Annotated in this window: 22 protein-coding genes; all 22 read left to right on the top strand. The window is 39.8% G+C overall.

From position 1 onward, the window contains the following. The first annotated feature begins 44 nt into the window (after positions 1-44). The 22 genes from cmk to hisC all read left to right on the top strand — a co-directional run bounded on the left by cmk (position 45) and on the right by hisC (position 19,650). Positions 45-731 (top strand): (d)CMP kinase, encoded by a 687-nt coding sequence (cmk, locus tag MKY45_RS12490; protein WP_042534179.1) that lies wholly within the window; start codon positions 45-47, stop codon positions 729-731. A gap of 144 nt (positions 732-875) precedes the next feature. Then, the gene (locus MKY45_RS12485) at positions 876-1,355 is read left to right on the top strand and encodes a lysophospholipid acyltransferase family protein (RefSeq protein ID WP_332093816.1); all 480 of its coding nucleotides are present in this window, start codon (positions 876-878) and stop codon (positions 1,353-1,355) included. Between the two features lie 114 nt (positions 1,356-1,469). Then, positions 1,470-2,603 carry a 30S ribosomal protein S1 gene (gene rpsA, locus MKY45_RS12480; RefSeq protein ID WP_042534177.1) on the top strand — a complete coding sequence of 378 codons (1,134 nt, stop codon included), beginning with the start codon at positions 1,470-1,472 and terminating at the stop codon, positions 2,601-2,603. A gap of 211 nt (positions 2,604-2,814) precedes the next feature. After that, positions 2,815-3,711, top strand: coding sequence for a YIEGIA family protein (locus tag MKY45_RS12475; protein WP_042534175.1), 897 nt, complete (start codon positions 2,815-2,817; stop codon positions 3,709-3,711). Then, positions 3,712-3,897: a capping complex subunit for YIEGIA gene (locus MKY45_RS12470; RefSeq protein WP_042534173.1), complete on the top strand. Its 186-nt coding sequence runs from the start codon at positions 3,712-3,714 to the stop codon at positions 3,895-3,897. Positions 3,898-4,074: 177 nt separating this feature from the next. Beyond that, on the top strand, positions 4,075-5,385 hold the full coding sequence (der, locus tag MKY45_RS12465) for a ribosome biogenesis GTPase Der (protein WP_341172988.1): 1,311 nt from the start codon (positions 4,075-4,077) through the stop codon (positions 5,383-5,385). A 14-nt stretch (positions 5,386-5,399) separates the two neighbouring features. Further along, a complete protein-coding gene (locus tag MKY45_RS12460) occupies positions 5,400-6,440 on the top strand; it encodes an NAD(P)H-dependent glycerol-3-phosphate dehydrogenase (RefSeq protein ID WP_042534169.1) in 1,041 nt (346 codons plus the stop codon). A gap of 57 nt (positions 6,441-6,497) precedes the next feature. Continuing rightward, on the top strand, positions 6,498-6,758 hold the full coding sequence (locus MKY45_RS12455; RefSeq protein ID WP_042534167.1) for a stage VI sporulation protein F: 261 nt from the start codon (positions 6,498-6,500) through the stop codon (positions 6,756-6,758). A 516-nt stretch (positions 6,759-7,274) separates the two neighbouring features. Further along, entirely contained in the window at positions 7,275-7,472 is a 198-nt protein-coding gene (locus tag MKY45_RS12450; RefSeq protein ID WP_042534163.1) for a DUF2768 family protein, read from the top strand. A 13-nt stretch (positions 7,473-7,485) separates the two neighbouring features. Then, positions 7,486-8,208, top strand: coding sequence for a hypothetical protein (locus MKY45_RS12445; RefSeq protein ID WP_084612976.1), 723 nt, complete (start codon positions 7,486-7,488; stop codon positions 8,206-8,208). Between the two features lie 755 nt (positions 8,209-8,963). Then, positions 8,964-10,442 (top strand): stage IV sporulation protein A, encoded by a 1,479-nt coding sequence (gene spoIVA, locus MKY45_RS12440; RefSeq protein WP_042534158.1) that lies wholly within the window; start codon positions 8,964-8,966, stop codon positions 10,440-10,442. A 344-nt stretch (positions 10,443-10,786) separates the two neighbouring features. Beyond that, positions 10,787-11,059, top strand: coding sequence for an HU family DNA-binding protein (locus MKY45_RS12435; protein WP_040981409.1), 273 nt, complete (start codon positions 10,787-10,789; stop codon positions 11,057-11,059). Positions 11,060-11,234: 175 nt separating this feature from the next. After that, a complete protein-coding gene (gene mtrB, locus MKY45_RS12430; RefSeq protein WP_040981406.1) occupies positions 11,235-11,456 on the top strand; it encodes a trp RNA-binding attenuation protein MtrB in 222 nt (73 codons plus the stop codon). Positions 11,457-11,854: 398 nt separating this feature from the next. Beyond that, positions 11,855-12,622: a heptaprenyl diphosphate synthase component 1 gene (locus MKY45_RS12425; RefSeq protein WP_042534156.1), complete on the top strand. Its 768-nt coding sequence runs from the start codon at positions 11,855-11,857 to the stop codon at positions 12,620-12,622. Between the two features lie 18 nt (positions 12,623-12,640). Next, positions 12,641-13,348, top strand: coding sequence for a demethylmenaquinone methyltransferase (menG, locus tag MKY45_RS12420; RefSeq protein ID WP_212928181.1), 708 nt, complete (start codon positions 12,641-12,643; stop codon positions 13,346-13,348). A gap of 39 nt (positions 13,349-13,387) precedes the next feature. Beyond that, complete coding sequence (gene hepT, locus MKY45_RS12415; RefSeq protein WP_341172987.1) at positions 13,388-14,359, top strand: heptaprenyl diphosphate synthase component II; 972 nt, start codon at positions 13,388-13,390, stop codon at positions 14,357-14,359. A gap of 96 nt (positions 14,360-14,455) precedes the next feature. After that, positions 14,456-14,902, top strand: coding sequence for a nucleoside-diphosphate kinase (gene ndk, locus MKY45_RS12410; protein ID WP_042534150.1), 447 nt, complete (start codon positions 14,456-14,458; stop codon positions 14,900-14,902). Between the two features lie 70 nt (positions 14,903-14,972). Next, positions 14,973-15,746, top strand: a complete 774-nt coding sequence (locus tag MKY45_RS12405; RefSeq protein ID WP_042534148.1) for a CheR family methyltransferase — start codon at positions 14,973-14,975, stop codon at positions 15,744-15,746. 188 nt (positions 15,747-15,934) lie between these two features. Then, positions 15,935-17,104 carry a chorismate synthase gene (aroC, locus tag MKY45_RS12400; RefSeq protein ID WP_042534146.1) on the top strand — a complete coding sequence of 390 codons (1,170 nt, stop codon included), beginning with the start codon at positions 15,935-15,937 and terminating at the stop codon, positions 17,102-17,104. Beyond that, positions 17,105-18,181, top strand: coding sequence for a 3-dehydroquinate synthase (gene aroB / locus MKY45_RS12395; RefSeq protein WP_256704717.1), 1,077 nt, complete (start codon positions 17,105-17,107; stop codon positions 18,179-18,181). Next, positions 18,178-18,552, top strand: a complete 375-nt coding sequence (gene aroH, locus MKY45_RS12390; protein ID WP_042534142.1) for a chorismate mutase — start codon at positions 18,178-18,180, stop codon at positions 18,550-18,552. Before aroB ends, aroH begins: the two co-directional genes overlap by 4 nt. A 3-nt stretch (positions 18,553-18,555) precedes the next feature. Then, positions 18,556-19,650 (top strand): histidinol-phosphate transaminase, encoded by a 1,095-nt coding sequence (hisC, locus tag MKY45_RS12385; protein WP_042534140.1) that lies wholly within the window; start codon positions 18,556-18,558, stop codon positions 19,648-19,650. Positions 19,651-19,660 lie beyond the last annotated feature (10 nt).

Raw genomic sequence — 19,660 nt, 5'->3', positions numbered from 1 at the left:
TCGCTTGGCAATTGTCAGGCTTTTTAATGGCAGGAGTGAAGAGAATGGAGCTTATTTCAATTGCAATTGACGGTCCGGCAGCAGCTGGAAAGAGTACGGTTGCTAAACAGATTGCAAAAAAGCTGGGTATTATTTATGTGGATACTGGAGCGATGTATAGGGCGCTTACTTATCAGACCCTGCAAGAGAATATTGATCTGGAAGATGAAAAAGCGGTCATGGAAATTTTAAATAAGATTGATATCAGGCTTGCACAGGATAAAGAAGGACAGCGTGTATTTATCAATGAGAAGGATGTCACGGAGGCAGTACGCTATCCGGATGTTACAGCGTCCGTTTCGGTTATTGCGAAGCATCCATTGGTTCGAAAAAAAATGGTGGCTGCTCAGCAAGAGCTTGCACAGGATAATAGTGTTGTCATGGACGGACGCGATATAGGATCGCATGTTTTGCCGGATGCGGATGTGAAAATATTTCTTATCGCTTCTGTAACAGAACGAGCCAAGCGCCGCTTCGAGGAAAACAGGCAAAAAGGCATCCCCGCTGATTTACATACACTGGAAAAAGAAATAGAAAAGCGGGATGAACTCGACTCTACCCGCGAGGCATCCCCGCTGGTCAAAGCGGAAGATGCGGTTGAATTGGATACTACTTCCTTATCCATTGATGATGTGACAAATAAAATTCTCGAGATATGCCAGCCATTTATTGAAAAACTTGGCATTCGCTAACGTGTTGTTTTTCTGGAATACCTTGGACTCTGAAGTGTAAGCTTGTTAACGAATACCTTCGTTGTTAATTGTATGTAACAAGGGAAATAACCTTCCCCTGTTCCATGCAAAAGTTTAAAAACAGGAGGCGGGCCTCCATGCTTTATTATTTGTTCCAATCATACTTCTAACCTTGACCCGCCTGTGGTAGGAATGACAGCATCTAGAACAATCCATTTTATGGCAAAGGAAGAGCTTTTCAGCGGAAAAATCTTAGGTGGCATCTTAAAAAGGGTCCACGCTTTTCCGGTCAAACGGGGTCTGGCTGACCGGAATGCTTTAAGAGGCGGCCTGAAAATTTTAGAAGAGGGAGGAACGCTCGTCTTGTTTCCGGAGGGGACAAGAAGTAAGGATGGCAAACCGGGAAACGCATTGCCTGGAGTCGGCTTTTTTGCACTCCGATCACAAGCGGAAGTCGTTCCCTGTGTCATTATGAATGATTATAAATTATTTCGTCGGACGAAGGTTGTTTATGGAAAACCAATGGATGCAGAAGCTTTTCGAAAAAATAAATCTTCTGCAAAAGAAATGTCAGAGGGAATTATGGAAGAAATCAGAAATTTATACGAAATTCATAAAAATTAATTGACTTTACTTGACAAATAAAACTAATTATTAGAAGTTATAGGTAGAACATATGAATAATCTTTTTCTATTCGAATGTGTGAATAGGCGAACTGTAACTAGGAGGCTAAGGATATGAGTGAAGAAAATAAAGACCTTCAAGCATTAGAGGTTGGTGCTACAGTGACGGGAACAGTTGTAAAATTAGAAGAAAAACAAGTTCTTGTTGATATCGGATATAAAACAGAAGGTATTTTACCGATAAGCGAACTTTCCACGCTCCATGTAGAGTCTACAACTGATGTGTTAGCTGAAGGGGAAGAAGTCACTTTAAAAGTAAAGAAAATCGATGATGATGAAGTTGTATTATCAAAAAAAGCTGTAGATGCAGAACAATCCTGGGAAGAGCTTGAAAGAAAATATGAACAGGGTGAGACTTTTGAGACAACAGTGAAGGAAGTTGTTAAAGGCGGACTTGTTGTGGATGTAGGAGTACGCGGCTTTATTCCGGCCTCTTTAGTTGAAACCTATTACGTGGAAGATTTCAGTGATTATTTAGATCGTACGTTAAAGGTGAAAATTACGGATATGGACCGGACCCAAAACCGGGTTATCTTATCCCATCGTGCGATTGTAGAGGAAGAAGAAAAAGACAGAAAAGAAAAAGTTCTGCAATCATTAAACCCTGGTGATGTAATTGAGGGTGTCGTACAACGTATTACCAATTTTGGTGTATTTGTTGATTTAGGAGGAGTTGATGGGCTTGTCCATATCTCCCAATTAGCGCATGAGCATGTTGAAAAAGCTTCAGATGTTGTTTCTGAAGGAGATAAAATCAAAGTAGAAGTTATTTCTGTCGATTTAGACAGTGAACGTATCTCTTTATCTCATAAAAATACGCTCCCTGGACCTTGGGCAGAAGTAAGTGAAAAAATTAAACCTGGTTCCACTGCAGAAGGTGTTGTCAAGAGACTGGTCAGCTTTGGAGCATTTGTTGAACTATTGCCTGGCGTTGAAGGCCTTGTTCATATTTCTCAAATTGCCAACCGTCATATCGGCACACCACAGGAAGTCCTTGAAATTGGACAGCCTGTTACAGTGAAGGTATTAGATGTGAATGAAGAAGAACAGCGCATTTCTTTAAGCATCAAAGAATTGGAGCAGGAACAAGAAGAAAAAGAATACAAGCAATATGAAAAATCCGATGATCAGCCCGGCTTTCAGCTTGGTGATGTGATTGGAAATAAATTGGATAAATACAAAAAATAATAACAATGATTATTAGAAAAAGAAGATTGTCTCGAAGTATCAAGGGACAATCTTCTTTTTTTATGCAGTAAAAGACGTTTATGCTTTTTTGTTGCCCAAAAACTGTGCCTATCGATGAACAGTTTTTTTCAGGCAATAAGACCGGGTGAATTTATAAATAATCCGTTTAAAAAATAGCCATACTAACACATAAGAAAAAGAGGTGGTTTGTATGGAAATTGAATATTACGCACAAGCAATTTTATTTGGAGTGGTTGCAGGGACACTGGCCAGATTAATCACATTACGTAGTGATTATAGGCAGTATCCTACCTATCTGCATGGCCGGATTATTCACTTATCATTAGGATTTATAGCTGCGTCACTTGGTGCATTGGCTATTCCTGCTTTATTGGAAATGGAATTTACTGCTGTAACCTTCTTAACGGTAGCCGCAACTCAATTTAGAGATGTCCGGAATATGGAGCGAAATACGTTAACAGAATTGGATCAATTCGAACTGGTCTCCAGAGGCAGCACGTACATTGAAGGAATTGCTATTTCTTTTGAAGGAAGAAATTATCTTGTTATGTTTGCAGCCTTTTTAACAACGTTTGCTTATATAAATTGGGGGTGGTTTCCTTCCACCGTTGTTGGTGTATTAACCATCGTTGCAGCGCTTAGCTTTATGAGCGGGTCTTCGTTAAGAGACATTGTCGAAATCGAAGAATCAGATATCTCCTTTGACGGGGCCGGCTTGTATGTTGATAATATTTATATTATGAATATCGGGATAGAAGAAAGACAGGAAGAGATTTTAAAATATGGAATGGGGTTTATCCTCACACCAAAAAATATAAATGTTATCACTACGATCAGCAACCTGGGTCAGCGGCAGGCCATATTACATGATGTTTCTGCTACTTTAGGAATTTATAAAGATTCGGGAACCCCTGCTTTAGCCCCTTTGATAAAACGTGATCTTGATGACGGTAGGCTGGGTGTTTTTATTTTACCGCTTGTCCGGGATGCAGATCTGGCTAAAAAAGTAATCGGCTCGGTTCCTGTATTAGAAAATGCGATTAAAATGCCTTCAGAAGCTACATTTTTAAAAGGGGGTAAAAAGTAAATGATTGTCGAAAAAGCGATTTTAGCTGTCATCACTACTAAAGAAGAGCAAGTTGGAGGAGGAGCTCCTATCTTTATCTGTGCCTCGAATGAGGAGCTTCAGTTATTTTCAACCAATCTGGAAGCGATTATGGACGGCATTGCACATCGTTTGAGTGATGAGGTCTATATTATTGTAAAACACTAAAAGTAAGAGGCTGCCTTAAATAAAATCATTTTGAACAAGCGTTAATATATTTCGTTGTGGAACTTTCCTACTTTTGCTAGAATAAAGACAGAGATGCAGTGAGATTGTGTATTACTGGGTCGTATAACCTGCTGATATTTTAGAAGGAATTTTGAAAAAAGAGAGGATGTTCCTTACGTGAGGAAATCTGTAGTAGCAATTGTTGGTAGACCAAATGTTGGTAAATCAACGATATTTAATCGATTAGTTGGAGAAAGAATTTCTATCGTGGAAGATACACCTGGTGTAACCCGCGATCGTATTTATTCGGAAGCAGAATGGTTAAATCAAACATTTAACATAATAGATACTGGCGGTATTGAAATGGTCGATGAGCCATTATTAAATCAAATGAGACAGCAGGCTGAAATTGCCATTGATGAAGCAGATGTTATTATTTTTATGCTTAACGGCAGAGAAGGTATTACTGCGGCCGATGAAGAGGTTGCAAAGCTTTTATTCAAATCCAATAAGCCGGTTGTTTTAGCCGTGAATAAGATGGACAACCCCGAAATGCGTGAAATGGTGTATGAGTTTTATGCCTTGGGATTTGGACAGCCGTTTCCTATTTCCGGAACACATGGTCTCGGGCTGGGAGATATGCTGGATGAAGTAGTGGCTCACTTTCCGGGAAATGAGGAAACAGAAAAAGAGGACGATACGATTTACTTTAGTTTAATCGGCCGACCAAATGTAGGAAAGTCCTCCCTGGTAAATGCTTTATTAAATGAAAATCGCGTGATTGTAAGTGAAATAGAAGGCACAACCAGAGATGCTATCGATACGAAATTACGTAAAGATGACCAAGATTTTGTGATTATTGATACAGCTGGAATGCGTAAACGCGGTAAGGTTTATGAAAGCACAGAGAAATACAGCGTTTTAAGGGCGCTGCGGGCGATTGAACGCTCAGACGTGGTCTTGGTATTAATTGACGCAGAAACGGGCATCAGAGAGCAGGATAAGAAGATTGCGGGTTATGCACACGAGGCAGGCCGGGCAATTGTTATCGTTGTAAACAAGTGGGATACGGTGGACAGTGACGAAAAAGCAATGAAGGATTTTGAAACAAAAATCCGGGCGCATTTTCAGTATTTAGATTATGCACCAATTGTATTTTTGTCTGCAAAAACAAAAAAACGGCTTCATACGCTGATTCCAATGGTTCAATTAGCAAGCGAAAATCATTCGAAGCGTGTTCAGACAAATGTTCTCAATGACGTGATTATGGATGCCATTGCAATGAATCCGACGCCAACATTGAAGGGGAGAAGGCTGAAAGTGTTATATGCGACACAGGTAGCTGTGAAACCGCCTAGCTTTGTCGTGTTTGTGAATGACCCGGAACTCATGCATTTTTCTTATGAACGATTTTTAGAGAATAAAATTAGAGATGCTTTTGATTTTGCAGGAACTCCGATAAAAATATTTGCACGGCGGAGACAGTAAAGGGGAGAGATACGATGCGTAAGGTTGCAGTACTTGGAGCAGGCAGCTGGGGAACAGCACTTGCAATAGTTTTAGCTGATAATGGGCATGAGGTGCGATTGTGGGCACATCGACAGGAGCATGTAGACGAAATCAACCAAACTCGCCGGAATAACAAATACCTGGACGTTGATATTCCCGACGCTATAACTGCATTTCATGACATGAAGGAAGCTGTAAAAGATGCAGATGCAGTTGTTATCGTTGTTCCGACAAAAGCAATTCGTGAGGTTTGTCAGCAGTTAAAAGATGATATTCATTCAAGCACACAGATTATCCATGCGACAAAAGGGATTGAGCCCGGTTCGTTGAAACGTGTATCTGAAATGATTTCGGAGGAGATTCCTGATTTCCCTTATGAGAACATTGTGGTGTTATCCGGACCGAGTCATGCAGAAGAGGTGGCATTGCGTCATCCGACGACAGTATCTGTATCAGCAGTCAATCTGGACAGGGCCCGTCAAGCGCAAGATTTATTCAACAGTGAAAATTTACGTGTTTATACAAGCGATGATATTTTGGGGATCGAAGTCGGAGGAGCTCTCAAAAATATTATTGCATTAGGAGCCGGTATTTCAGATGGTCTCGGCTATGGAGATAATGCAAAAGCAGCTTTGATTACACGCGGTTTAGCCGAAATTGCCCGCCTTGGTACATCCTTGGGAGCTAATCCATTAAGCTTCCTTGGTCTGTCAGGTGTAGGAGATTTGATTGTTACCTGTACAAGTGTCCACAGCAGAAACTGGAGAGCTGGAAACCTGTTAGGTAAGGGGATGAATCTCGACCAGGTTTTAGAAGAAATGGGCATGGTGGTAGAAGGTGTCCGGACAGTGCAGGCAGCACACCAATTTGCGGAAGAGCAGGGTGTTGAGATGCCGATTACCCAAGGAATCTTCCAAGTGCTTTTTGAGGATAAAAAACCAAAGGACGTTGTAGACGAATTAATGAGCCGGAATAAGCGTCAGGAAATGGATGATATAAGCAATCTTTTAAAAGAACGTTATTCGGATAAGTAACACATAACTTTCCTTCTTGCATATACTGTGACGAATGAACTGCAAGGAGGAAATCATGTGAATAATTTTCAAAAAGGTATGTTTGATAAGATACAAAAGAACACAAACATTCGTCCTGAGGAAGTCTATAAAGTAGCTGATTCGGTAAAGCATGCAAATTTTTCGGATGAAAAAACCGTTCGAAATCTTGTGAAACAGCTTTCACAGATGGCAGGTAAACCCCTTTCAAAAGAAAAAGAAGACAAAATTGTACAATCCATTGTCAAAAATAAAATGCCTGGGGATGTCAATTCGTTAAATAATTTATTTAAGAAATAGGTTTTTATCACAGTATAACTGGCTGTGCAATTCCCGTGTCACGAAAATGAGAGAACTCGAAAATTCTATGCGGGAATAGTGGCAGCCAGTAGCGGCCTGATACATCGGGTCTGCAGGATGTATGCTACAAAGGCGCCCAAGATAACATTTTACGATGGGGCGAGTAACCGCGGTCCCAGCCTTTGTTCTTTATTCAGCGGGGATAAAAAAATCTCCGCTGAATAAAGTTTCACTTTATAGGCAGTTGAGTATACAGATTTTCAAAATACTGCATAAGATAAATCGCACCAGCATTCAAGGAATAGAGTTGCTGAGGATATTATTTAGTCAACCTGTGGTGAAGATACCCCCTTTGCCGCAGGTTTTTATATGAAGAAAAGACAATTTCAACTGAATGCGAAAGAAAGCGTTTAAAATGTTCAATGTTTCGTCAGTTATCTTAGAGTACATCGCCCAGAAGTTATGTTATAATAGCATCTGGTAAAATGTATTTTGATTGAAATAGAGGTGAACGCTTTGTCAGTATCCATGTTAATGATGTATATATCCTTTGTCGGGATGTTTTTATTAATCTTAGCTACAGGCTTGATTGTCTGGAGCAGAACAAAGCTGCGAGGCTGGTTTGGCAGTATTATTACATTTTTAGCTTATATAAGTCTCGTCAGCGGTGCTTTGATTATTTTATATGTTACATTTAGTGGACCAACAAGATAGGAAAAGGAGTTTCATGATGAAATATACATATTTATTGACGATACCCTTTATGTTCTTGCTTTTAAGCGGCTGTATGTATCCTCAAAGCGAGCGGTCGGAAAATCAGATTCCGAATGAAGAACAGTTAGCTGTTGTCCAGCAGGCAGTTGAAACCTATAGAGAAGAGGAAGATGGTTTAGTGCCGATTCAGACGAAAGACAGCGACACACATATCTTTGAAAAGTATTTGATTGATTTTAAGCAGATGCTGGAGAAAGGTTATTTGTCTGAACTGCCTGGAAACTCTTTTGAAGAGGGCGGCGTCTATCAGTATACGATTATTGACCCGGAAGACGATTTGCAAGTCCGCCTTATTGATTTACAAACCACGGAGCAATTGCGAAGCGTCAATGTACGATTAGACGTTTACAGGCAAGAGCACACATATCCAGCTTACGGACAGCAGATCACAGATCAAATATATACGGTGGATTATGAAAAGCTCGGATTAAGTGAACCGCCGACTGCGAAAAGTCCTTATTCGCAGGCTGATTTGCCGATTGTGATGGATTTAGACGGCAAATTATATATTGATTATTCTTATGATTTGAATCAGGCGCTGGAAGAGGATAATCATGGCTATGAAGAGGGCGATGATATCCGTTATCTTTTAGTGGATAATTATCCGTTTGTTCCAGCATATTCCCTGCCTTATACCGTAGAAGATGGACAAGCCGTATTTATGGAAGAAGACTAAATAGAAAAGCCATGCAGTTTCAATAATTGAACTGTATGGCTTTTTTTGAAGAATAAGAATGTTTATAAAAATAGCCGCTCCGGAAAAACACTACGCTTTCCATGGGCTTGCGCTCAGCTTCCTCGAAAAAAAGAAGTTCACTTTTTTTCTGCGGTGTCTTCACACTGGGACTGGGACTGCGATTACTCGTCCCATCGAAGAGCTTTTGCGATTACTTGCCCCACCGAAGACCATTGCGCTTTCCCATAGGAGTCTCCGTGTTTTTCCACCGCTAGAATCAGCTTCATTTCTTTGAAAGAAAGCAAATAAAACATATTTCTTCAAAGATGGGAGCGGAGGGAAGTCGACTCCTGCGGGAAAAGCAACAGGTGAAGACCCCGCAGGAAGCGGTTTTCTTCCGAGGAGGCTGAACGTTGCCCGCGAAAAGCGACTTCCCGCAGCGGACATCGCTTCGGCGAGGACACCGGTGATTTAAAGACCAACCAATATTCTTGGTTTTCTTTGTCGTCTTCAAACAAAACAGAATAAATAGATTCATGCTGCATATACATGAGATATAAAGTTTGTTTATAAACACCTGTGTTTTATTTGTAGCTTGCTTAGAGGACCTTTTAAAGTCAAATATGACGTCTGATGGACGTGTGATAAAAATGTGTAAAACTTAGTCATAATCTAATAGGACAACGTCATAGACTGTTAGTGTCCAACTATTACGGGTGATGTATATCAAAGTACGGAGATCGGGAGGGGATCTTTTGGAAAAAACAGATATTTTTAAGGATATATCGAAACGTACAAATGGCGACATATATCTTGGAATCGTCGGAGCAGTCCGTACGGGAAAGTCCACCTTTATTAAGAAATTCATGGAGTTGGTTGTACTTCCTAATATTGAAAGTGAAAGTGAAAGAGCAAGAGCACATGATGAATTACCGCAGAGCGCAGCAGGAAAAACCATTATGACAACAGAACCAAAGTTTGTTCCGAATCAGGCTGTTCAAGTAAATGTGGAAGATGGATTAGATGTAAATGTCCGTCTTGTTGATTGTGTTGGATACGCTGTAGAAGGGGCGAAAGGGTTTGAGGACGAAAATGGCCCGCGTATGATTCATACACCGTGGTACGAGGACCCTATCCCGTTTCATGATGCAGCAGAAATAGGAACCCGTAAAGTAATTCAGGAGCATTCTACCATTGGCGTTGTCGTGACAACAGACGGTACTATCGGTGAAATAGATAGAGAAGACTATATTGAAGCTGAGACAAGAGTGATTGAAGAGTTAAAAGAGGTTGGCAAGCCATTTATTATGGTAATCAATTCTACAGAACCGCACAGTCAAAAAACAACTTTGCTTCGGGAAGAGCTGACGGAGCAGCATGATATTCCGGTATTAGCGATGAGCGTAGAAACAATGACAGAACATGATGTCTATAGTGTACTGCGTGAAGCATTATTCGAATTTCCGGTACTTGAGGTAAATGTAAACCTGCCTAGCTGGGTAATGGTTTTAAAAGAAGATCACTGGCTTCGTCAAAATTATCAGGAGGCCATTCAAGATACCGTAAAGGATATAAAACGCTTGCGTGATGTCGACCATATCGTTGGCCATTTCAGAGATTATGAACATATTGAAGGTGCCAATTTAGCAGGGATGGAGATGGGCGAGGGTATTGCCGAAATCGACTTGCATGCCCCTGATCAGTTATATGACCATGTTCTGAAGGAGATTGTCGGGGAGGAGATTCGAGGTAAAGACCATTTATTAGAGCTAATGCAGGATTTTGCCTATGCGAAAAGAGAGTATGATCAAGTTTCAGGTGCTCTGCAAATGGTAAAACAAACCGGCTATGGTATTGCTGCTCCCAGTTTAGAGGATATGCAGCTGGATGAACCGGAAATCATCCGTCAGGGCTCCAGGTTCGGTGTCCGTCTGAAAGCTGTTGCCCCGTCTATTCATATGATTCGGGTCGAAGTAGAATCTGAATTCTCTCCTATTATCGGAACCGAAAAACAAAGTGAAGAGCTGGTCCGTTATCTGATGCAGGATTTTGAAGAAGATCCGCTGTCTATCTGGGAATCAGATATTTTTGGCAGATCGCTCAGTTCAATTGTCAGAGAAGGTATTCAAGCTAAAATCTCGTTAATGCCGGAGAATGCAAGATATAAATTAAAAGATACCCTAGAGAGAATTATTAACGAAGGGTCAGGCGGTTTAATCGCTATTATTTTATAAAAAAACACTTCTCGATAAGCAGCTAAATTGATAGCTGTTTATTTTTTTTATAATTTTTTTGTCAGAACGGCTAAAAAATCTGCAAAACACCGTATAGATTTATGGAAAGGTGACAATGCTTGTTGCATAAGAGTTTAGCCTGTTTCTCTTAAGAAAAAGGAATTTTTATGTAAAATCTCAATAAATTCTAGAGAAATCGATAGTTTTTGTTGAATTTTATTCCAAACTCGTTTATTATAAGCCTTGTCATCACATATTAGGGTGACTTTGATGAAACAGACCATGGGATAGGCAGACTAACTAGCCTATTTGTCTAAAGAACATCCTGGGAGGAGGTGAATGTCATGAATAAAACAGATTTAGTAAATGCTGTGGCTGAGAAGAGCGATCTTTCAAAAAAGGATGCAACAAAAGCTGTGGATGCAGTATTTGATGCAGTCATGGATTCACTGAAGAATGGTGAAAAAGTACAACTAATCGGTTTTGGTAACTTTGAAGTTCGTGAACGTTCTGCACGTAAAGGACGCAATCCACAAACAGGAGAAGAAATCGAAATTCCTGCAAGCAAAGTTCCTGCTTTCAAACCAGGTAAAGCTCTTAAGGATAGTGTAAAATAATATTTTACATATCCGGACAGGAGTGTACAAAAGGGAGGGATACGTTGATAAACGTGTCCCTTTCCTTATTTCTGCATGAGAAAAGCATCAAGGGGCTGAACAGCCTATTAAAGCAAAGATGTTATTTAAATAGATTTATTTTACATAAAGAATTCCATTTAAGGAGGAGTAATGTATGAATGATCAGAACGCAAAAGCAGATTATTTCGTTATTAAAGCATTAGAAGACGGTGTTCATGTTATTGGCCTGACGCGTGGAAGCAATACAAAATTCCATCATTCTGAAAAACTGGACCAAGGCGAAATTATGATTGCTCAATTCACAGAACATACTTCTGCTATTAAAGTTCGCGGTAAAGCACTTATTCAAACAAGTCATGGCGAAATAGAAAATTAATATAATAACATCCCCTTATTAGTATTTTACGAAGTGATCCATAGCCTCGCTCAAAAACAACTCCACCTGAAGAAAGTTAGGAAACAGCTGGAAGGTTATTTGTTTTCCAGTCCATGTGAGATAAAGACTTGTTCATTTCTGTGAGCAGCGGCGATGTTTCGATGCCGAAAAATATTCTGGATATTGTTTCTCTGACAGAAGCAGTTGAGATAGGGGTTTTTTATTTTTTTGCACGATAGGACAGGATAAGAAAGGCTGTGGATTCGCTGAAAAACAAGCGAATGCGAGGTTTTCTAAGACCAAGCCTATAATAGAATAAGTTCTTTCGTTTTTATAACATTTAAAATGTGCTATAATAGCTAGAGCAAAGAAAGGCTGAAAGGGTCCGGGTGATAGTGTTGACTACATTTATTACAACAGATAGAGGTTATAGAAAAATACTGGAAAATAAATTATATGATTCTTACATTCATAAGCATATACGTTATCCAGTGATCGATGAAGAAAAGTGGAATTTATTGCTATTTCTTGTTGAACAACATAAATCATTAACTCCTTTGCAGCGTGAAAAGTATATTATTTCAACCATGCTTGTTCAAATCGCCCTGGATACACATGATTTTGTTCCGGTCAAACAACATGCTGATACAGAAAATGAAATGATTGAGAAGCAGCTTCAGGTCCTCTCAGGAGATTACTATAGCGGACTGTATTATTTATTGCTTGCAGAAGCGGGGGAAATTCAGTTTATCCAGATACTCGCGAATGCGATTCGTGAAATAAATGAACTAAAAGTTACTTTATACTATGAAGAACAATTACCGCTTGAAACCTGGTTAAATATCAAAATGAAATTAAATGCATCCGTGCTGGTACATGTTGCTAAATATCTGCATGATCCTGAATTAGAATCGATTATTCAAAACTGGCTGATGTATCGCCGTTTAGATACAGAAGAAGCAGATAACGGATATACTTTACTGCGCAAAGAGTGGGAAGCACGTAATAATAAAGCAACTTCGATTCCGCTGATTGACGGGAAATTGATTCGGGATTTTGAAAAAGCTGTTTACCGTGATGTTTCGGAATTATCCAGCTCTAGTTTATTTATGGAGCAATTTATTTATTCCCGGGAAACGAAAGAAATAAGAACGTCAAGACTTTAAAAGGAAGTGTAATGAATTATGGGTTTTTCATCCAAGGAAGAACGTGTCCATCACGTCTTTGAGAAAATATATGAAAACTACGATTCCATGAACTCGGTAATTTCGTTTAAACAGCATACGCTATGGCGTAAAGATGTTATGAAACGAATGCACGTATCGCCGGGAGACAGTGCATTGGACGTATGCTGCGGTACAGGAGACTGGGCTATTTCCTTAGCGAAAGCTGTCGGAGCTGAAGGAAAGGTCATAGGGCTTGATTTCAGTGAGAACATGCTGTCTATTGCCAGAGAAAAAGGAAAGCAGGAACAGCTGGATGAGATTGAATGGATGCATGGCAATGCGATGGAGCTTCCTTTTGATGACAATCAGTTTGATTACGTAACAATTGGCTTTGGCTTACGAAATGTTCCTGACTATATGGCGGTTTTAAAAGAAATGTACCGGGTGGTTAAACCGGGAGGAATGGTGGTTTGTCTGGAAACCTCTCAGCCTACACTGATTGGCTATAGGCAGTTATATTATTTTTATTTCCGTTTTATTATGCCGCTTTTTGGAAAAGTATTTGCGAAAAGCTATCAAGAATATTCCTGGCTGCAGGAATCCGCAAAGGATTTTCCAGGGAAGGACAAATTGAAGCAAATGTTCTTTGATGCAGGCTTCAAGCATGTCGATGTCAAAATGTATGCCGGTGGCGGTGCTGCGATGCATATGGGGCATAAATCTTAAAATAAAGAATGAATTTACTAGTAAAATAAGGTGACGTACATGAGACTACCAAAGATTTATGGATTTTTAACAAAAGATATGGACACTATTGAAAAAACATTACAGAAGAGCATTCAGGCTGAACATCCCGTACTTCGAGACGCTTCTACAGCATTATTGAAAGCAGGAGGGAAACGCATTCGTCCTGTTTTTGTTTTGCTTTCATGTCAAATAGGGGATTATGACTTTGAAAAAATACAAAAAGTTGCTGTAACGCTAGAGCTTATTCATATGGCAACGCTTGTTCATGATGACGTGATTGATGAAGCTGAGCTGCGTCGCGGGAAACCGACAACTGCTTCTCAATATGGAAACCGGATTGCAATGTACACAGGCGATTTCATTCTTGCAAGAGCTCTGGAAGAAATAACAAAAATAGATGATCTGAGAATACATACTTTATTATCTAAAACACTTGTTGAAGTATCCATTGGGGAAATTGAACAAATTCAATTTAAATACCAATGGAATCAAAATTTTCGGGACTATCTGCGCCGGATAAAACGGAAAACGGCATTACTGATAGCGTGCAGCTGCAAACTGGGTGCGCTCGTCGGCGGGTTAAGTGAACAGGATGCAAATAAAATGTATCGTTACGGCTATAATGTCGGCATGTCTTATCAAATTATTGACGATATCCTAGATTTTACATCTACTGCAAAAGAACTTGGGAAACCGGCAGGAAATGATTTATTACAGGGTAATATCACGCTCCCTGTTCTATATGCAATGGAGGATCAGGAATTAAGAAATCAATTGGTGACATTGATCAACAGCAATCAGGACATTGATGAAATAACAATGCAGAAGCTGATTGCCTGCTTAAAAAATACAGATGCTATTCAAAGAAGTTATGCAGTCAGCGACCTTTATCTGCAAAAAGCGTTGAAATCTTTAGATGGCCTGAAATCGTCCAGGGCAAAGAAAAGTTTACAAGATATTGCTACTTTTATTGGAAAAAGGCGTTCCTGATTAAATAAAGATATTGTTATTTGTCTGATAATTTGTTACTATTTTAGAGGCTACATTTTTCATTTATTATAATTACATAGGGGCAGGGTGATTTTAATGGAAAGAACTTTTTTAATGGTAAAACCAGATGGTGTGCAGCGTAACTTAATTGGAGATATTGTTGCACGATTTGAACAAAAGGGGTTTAAATTAGCCGGAGCTAAATTAATGACAATATCTACAGATTTAGCTGAAACACATTATGGCGAGCATAAGGAGCGCCCATTCTTTGGGGAACTGGTTGATTTCATTACTTCCGGACCAGTTTTTGCCATGGTATGGGAAGGCGAAAATGTCGTTGCTTCTGCTCGTACCATGATGGGGAAAACGAATCCATCAGAAGCACTCCCGGGAACAATCCGGGGCGACTACGGCATTAATGTTGGCAAGAATATCATTCATGGTTCGGACTCTTTAGAAAGCGCTTCAAGAGAGATTGACCTCTTTTTTGACGAGAAGGAATTGAATTCTTATAACAAACAACAGGATGCGTGGATTTATTAAACTGAAAGCGTTGTCGAAACCTCCGTTAAATATACGGGGGTTTTTGCGTACAAGCAGAGGAGGTTAACGAATGAAAGATGATTATGATTTAATGAAGCAGAAGGTGCATCAATCACTTAAACTGAATTTGAGCTTATATAAAGAAGCGCAGATGAAACGAAGAATCACGACTTTAAGAGATAAACATGGTTTTAGAAGCTACATAGATTATTTTTCAGCCTGTCAAAAGGATACCAAGTTATTGGAAGAATTCACAGAGAAATTAACTATAAACGTATCGGAATTTTACCGGAATCCAAATCGATGGGATGTTCTGCAAAAAAAGATTATTCCAGAATTAACAAAAAATAAAAGAAAAATTACGATTTGGAGCGCTGCCTGTTCTACTGGGGAAGAGCCATATAGTCTCGCAATGATGCTGGAAGAATACTTTCCGGGTTTACGTTACCAGATTCGTGCTACAGATTTTGATCAGGCTGTTTTAAGCGCAGCAAAACAAGGAAACTATCAAGAGCGTTCTTTAAAAGAACTCCCGGCTGCTCTGAAGAAAAAGTATTTTACATCACAGGGGACCATTTTTCAAGTTGATCCGTCTTTAAGAAAGCATATTCGTTTTGAACGCCATAATCTATTAGAAGATACTTACCCTAGAGATGTAGATCTTATCGTCTGTCGAAATGTATTGATTTATTTTACCGATGAAGCAAAAAATAATATATTCCATCATTTTAATAAAGCATTAACGAAAGGAGGCTGCTTATTCGTCGGCAGTACAGAACAGATATTTAATGCAGAACAGTTTGGTTTTTATTTAGAAGACAGCTTTTTTTATCGGAAACAATAATTTATACTACCCGAAACGGGCTTTTATATGGTATAGTAATTAGAAAACTTTCAACTATTTAAATGGGTAAAGTATATTCGATATTATCTAAAAAATATGACATGTTCATATTGCAAAATGTATGGATAATAACAACGTTTATACGTATCTTATTTTAATAGCTTTATAAAGATAAAGGAGAATGTGTAGTGCGCTACTTAACAGCTGGAGAATCACATGGAAAACAATTAACGACAATTATCGAGGGCCTGCCTTCACAGATGGAATTAAAGGCAGAAGATATTAATGAGAGCCTGCGCAGAAGACAAGGCGGGCATGGCAGAGGCAAGAGAATGCAAATTGAAAAAGATACGGTAGATATTACAAGCGGAGTACGTCACGGATATACATTGGGATCTCCTGTGTCACTGGTGATACATAATGATGATTTTAAGCATTGGACAGATATTATGGGAGCAGATCCGCTGGAGGACGGAGCCAAACTGCGCAGAGTCGTAACAAAACCTCGTCCGGGACATGCAGATTTAAATGGCGGTCTGAAATATGGGCATCGTGATATGCGTAATGTATTAGAACGCTCTTCTGCAAGAGAAACGGGCGCTCGAGTTGCTGCAGGTGCAGTGGCAAAATCACTTTTAGAGCAATTGGGTATCTATGTTACTGGATATGTGAAAGAAATCGCAGGGATTCGGGCAGAAGAAAAAAATGATTTAACAGCGAAAGAACGCGCTGAAATTTCTGGGGATTCTCCTGTAATGGTATTAGATTCTAATGTGGAACAGCCAATGATGGATGCAATAGATGAAGCGAAAAAAGTTGGCGACTCTATCGGCGGTATCTGTGAGGTTTATGTAGAGGGCCTGCCTGCCGGAATCGGTTCTTATGTGCATTATGATCGAAAGCTGGATAGCAAAATTGCAGCGAGTGTTGTCAGCATTAATGCTTTTAAAGGTGTGGAATTTGGAATCGGTTTTGAAGCAGCCCGCTTAAACGGCAGCGAAGTACATGATGAAATCGCATGGAATGAAGAAGATGGATATCATCGGACAACGAATCGTCTTGGCGGTTTGGAAGGCGGAATGAGTACAGGGATGCCAATCATTGTTCGCGGGGTAATGAAGCCTATACCTACATTGATGAAGCGCCCATTACAAAGTGTGGATATTGAATCCAAAGAACCATTTAAAGCAACAGTGGAAAGGTCCGATGCTTGTGCAGTACCGGCAGCTTCTGTGGTGATGGAGCATGTTGTCGCGTTTGAAATTGCAAAAGCCGTCACAGAACAATTTTCAAGTGACCGATTCCCGCAATTAAAACAGGCAATTGATCAGTACAGAGAAGAAATCAGGTGCTTCTAAATGAAACAATTAACAATCCAGTCCAGCCAGCGTAGCTATCCTATTGTGATGGAAGCTGGATTACGGTTTCACGTAAAGAAGTGGTTAAAGAAGGAATACAGCTCTATTTTGGTGATAACAGACGATAAAATAGCTGATAAATATTTACAGGATGTTGTAAGCAGCCTGGAGGGACAACACGTTTATTCTTACATTGTTCCAGCCGGGGAAGCTTCTAAAAACATGGATCAATATTACAAATTGCAGACAAAGGCAATCGAGAGCGGTTTAGATCGTAAATCGCTCATCATTGCTTTGGGCGGCGGTGTTATAGGTGATTTAGGCGGATTTGTTGCTGCAACCTTTATGCGTGGAATCGATTATATTCAAATGCCGACGACTATTTTAGCACATGACAGCAGTGTGGGCGGCAAAGTAGCTATCAATCATGAATCCGGTAAAAATCTGATTGGCTGTTTCTATCCTCCGGCAGCTGTTTTATATGACACAGAAACACTGGCATCTTTACCATACCGTGAAATTCGGAGTGGCTATGCTGAAATTTTAAAAGAAGGATTTATTTCTGATATTCATCTGACAGAAGAATTATTGTCGCTGTCTTTACAGCAGGTTACCACTGCGCAGCTGGAAAATCATTTAGAGGCTGGTATAAAAGTAAAAGCAGCTATCGTAGAAGATGATGAAAGAGAATCTGGTGTCCGGAAATATTTAAACCTCGGTCATACATTGGGACATGCGTTAGAAGCTAGATTGGGGTATGGAACGGTAACTCATGGAGAGGCCGTTGCGAATGGAATGCTATTTGCGCTTCATGTAAGCGAGGATATGTCAGGGGAAGAGCTCCCTTTTCATGAACTGCACCATTGGATGAAAATAAATGAATATCCTGTTATCGACATAGAAGAAAAGCGTATCGCCGAGCTCGTCAAAAGCATGAAGGCAGATAAAAAGTCCGTTTCCGGACATATTCAGATGGTATTACTGAACCAAGTGGGCGAGCCGACTGTCGCAAACTTAGATGATTCCTCTGTGGAGGCTTATATCAGAACATATATAGAGAGGATGAACAAGCTATGACAAGAGGCGTGCGCGGTGCTACAACCGTAGAAAATAACGAAGCAAATGAAATTATTGAACATACCAGGGCACTGGTTCAGGAAATGGCAGAGAAAAATAATATTCAGGCAGAGGACGTTTCCCATGCTTTTATTTCAGTGACAAAGGACGTGAACGCAGCATTCCCTGCGAAAGCCTTACGTGACATTGAGGGATGGAAATATGTCCCAGTTATGTGTATGCAGGAAATCGATGTCCCCGGCAGCCTGCCCAAATGTATTCGAATTATGATGATTGTCAATACCGATAAACAGCAAAAAGAGGTTGAGCATACATTTCAAAGAGAGGCTGTAAAGCTGCGTCCGGATCTTTTAGAAAGAAAGGATAGTTAAGTAATGAGAAGCAAAGAAGTATTAAAACAGCTTAGTCCATATAAACAAGGAAAGCAGACAAAGGATATTCAAGAAGAATTCGGTCTTGATTATATCGTTAAATTGGCTTCTAATGAGAATCCTTATGGATTTTCAGATAAAGTGAAGGAAGTCTTCCAGATAAATGAGCCTGTATTTAATATCTATCCGGACGGCTATACATCTGAACTCCGCTATCTGATCAGCGAAAAATTAAATGTAAGACCGGAATCGCTTATTTTCGGAAGCGGTTCGGAGGAAATTATTCAGATGCTTTGCCGTTCTTATCTTACTGTAGGGGATCAGGTTATTATGGCAACACCGACATTCCCGCAATATAAGCATTATGCTTTAATCGAAGGTGCAGAAATCATAGAGCATCCTGTAAATGAGGATGGAAGTCATCCGCTTGATAAGATGCTTGACTCGGTTCAGGATAATACAAAAATTATCTGGATTTGTACACCGAACAATCCAACAGGCACTGCGCTTTCCAAAGAAGAGCTGGAGGACTTTTTAAATAAATGCCCTTCAGATGTACTTATTGCTTTAGATGAGGCATATGTTGAATTTTTGCAGCCTGAGAAGGATTTAAATGCTCTGAAACTGTTGGATAAATATCCAAACCTGATTGTTTTACGTACATTTTCAAAAGCTTATGGACTGGCAGGACTGCGTATTGGCTATGGAATCGCCGATCCATTGATTGTGGAAACCTTAGATAAGGTCCGTGGTCCGTTTAATACAACGTCTGCAGCACAGCAGGCTGCTGTTATTGCCTTTTCAGACCAGGATTTTATTCAGCATACGTATCAGAAAAATAAAAAAGTATTAAAGCAATTTCAATCCTTTTTAACTTCCATCGGCTGGGATTATTATGAATCAGAAGCGAATTTCTTACTTGTGAAAACACCGGAAAGCGGAATGGATGCTTTTGATTATTTAATCAAGCATGGTTTTATTGTCCGACCTGGAGAATTATTAGGTATTCCAAATACCATTCGTGTTACGATTGGAAAAGAAGAGGATATGAAGGTATTGGAGAACGTACTAAGAGATTATCAAGAACAATTAAATTAGGTAAGGTGAA

This window comes from Oceanobacillus sp. FSL K6-0251, assembly GCF_038004725.1.
Taxonomy (GTDB): Bacteria; Bacillota; Bacilli; order Bacillales; family Amphibacillaceae; genus Oceanobacillus; species Oceanobacillus oncorhynchi.
The sequence above is the reverse complement of the archived record's forward strand: the minus strand, read 5'-3'. Positions and strand labels throughout refer to the sequence as shown.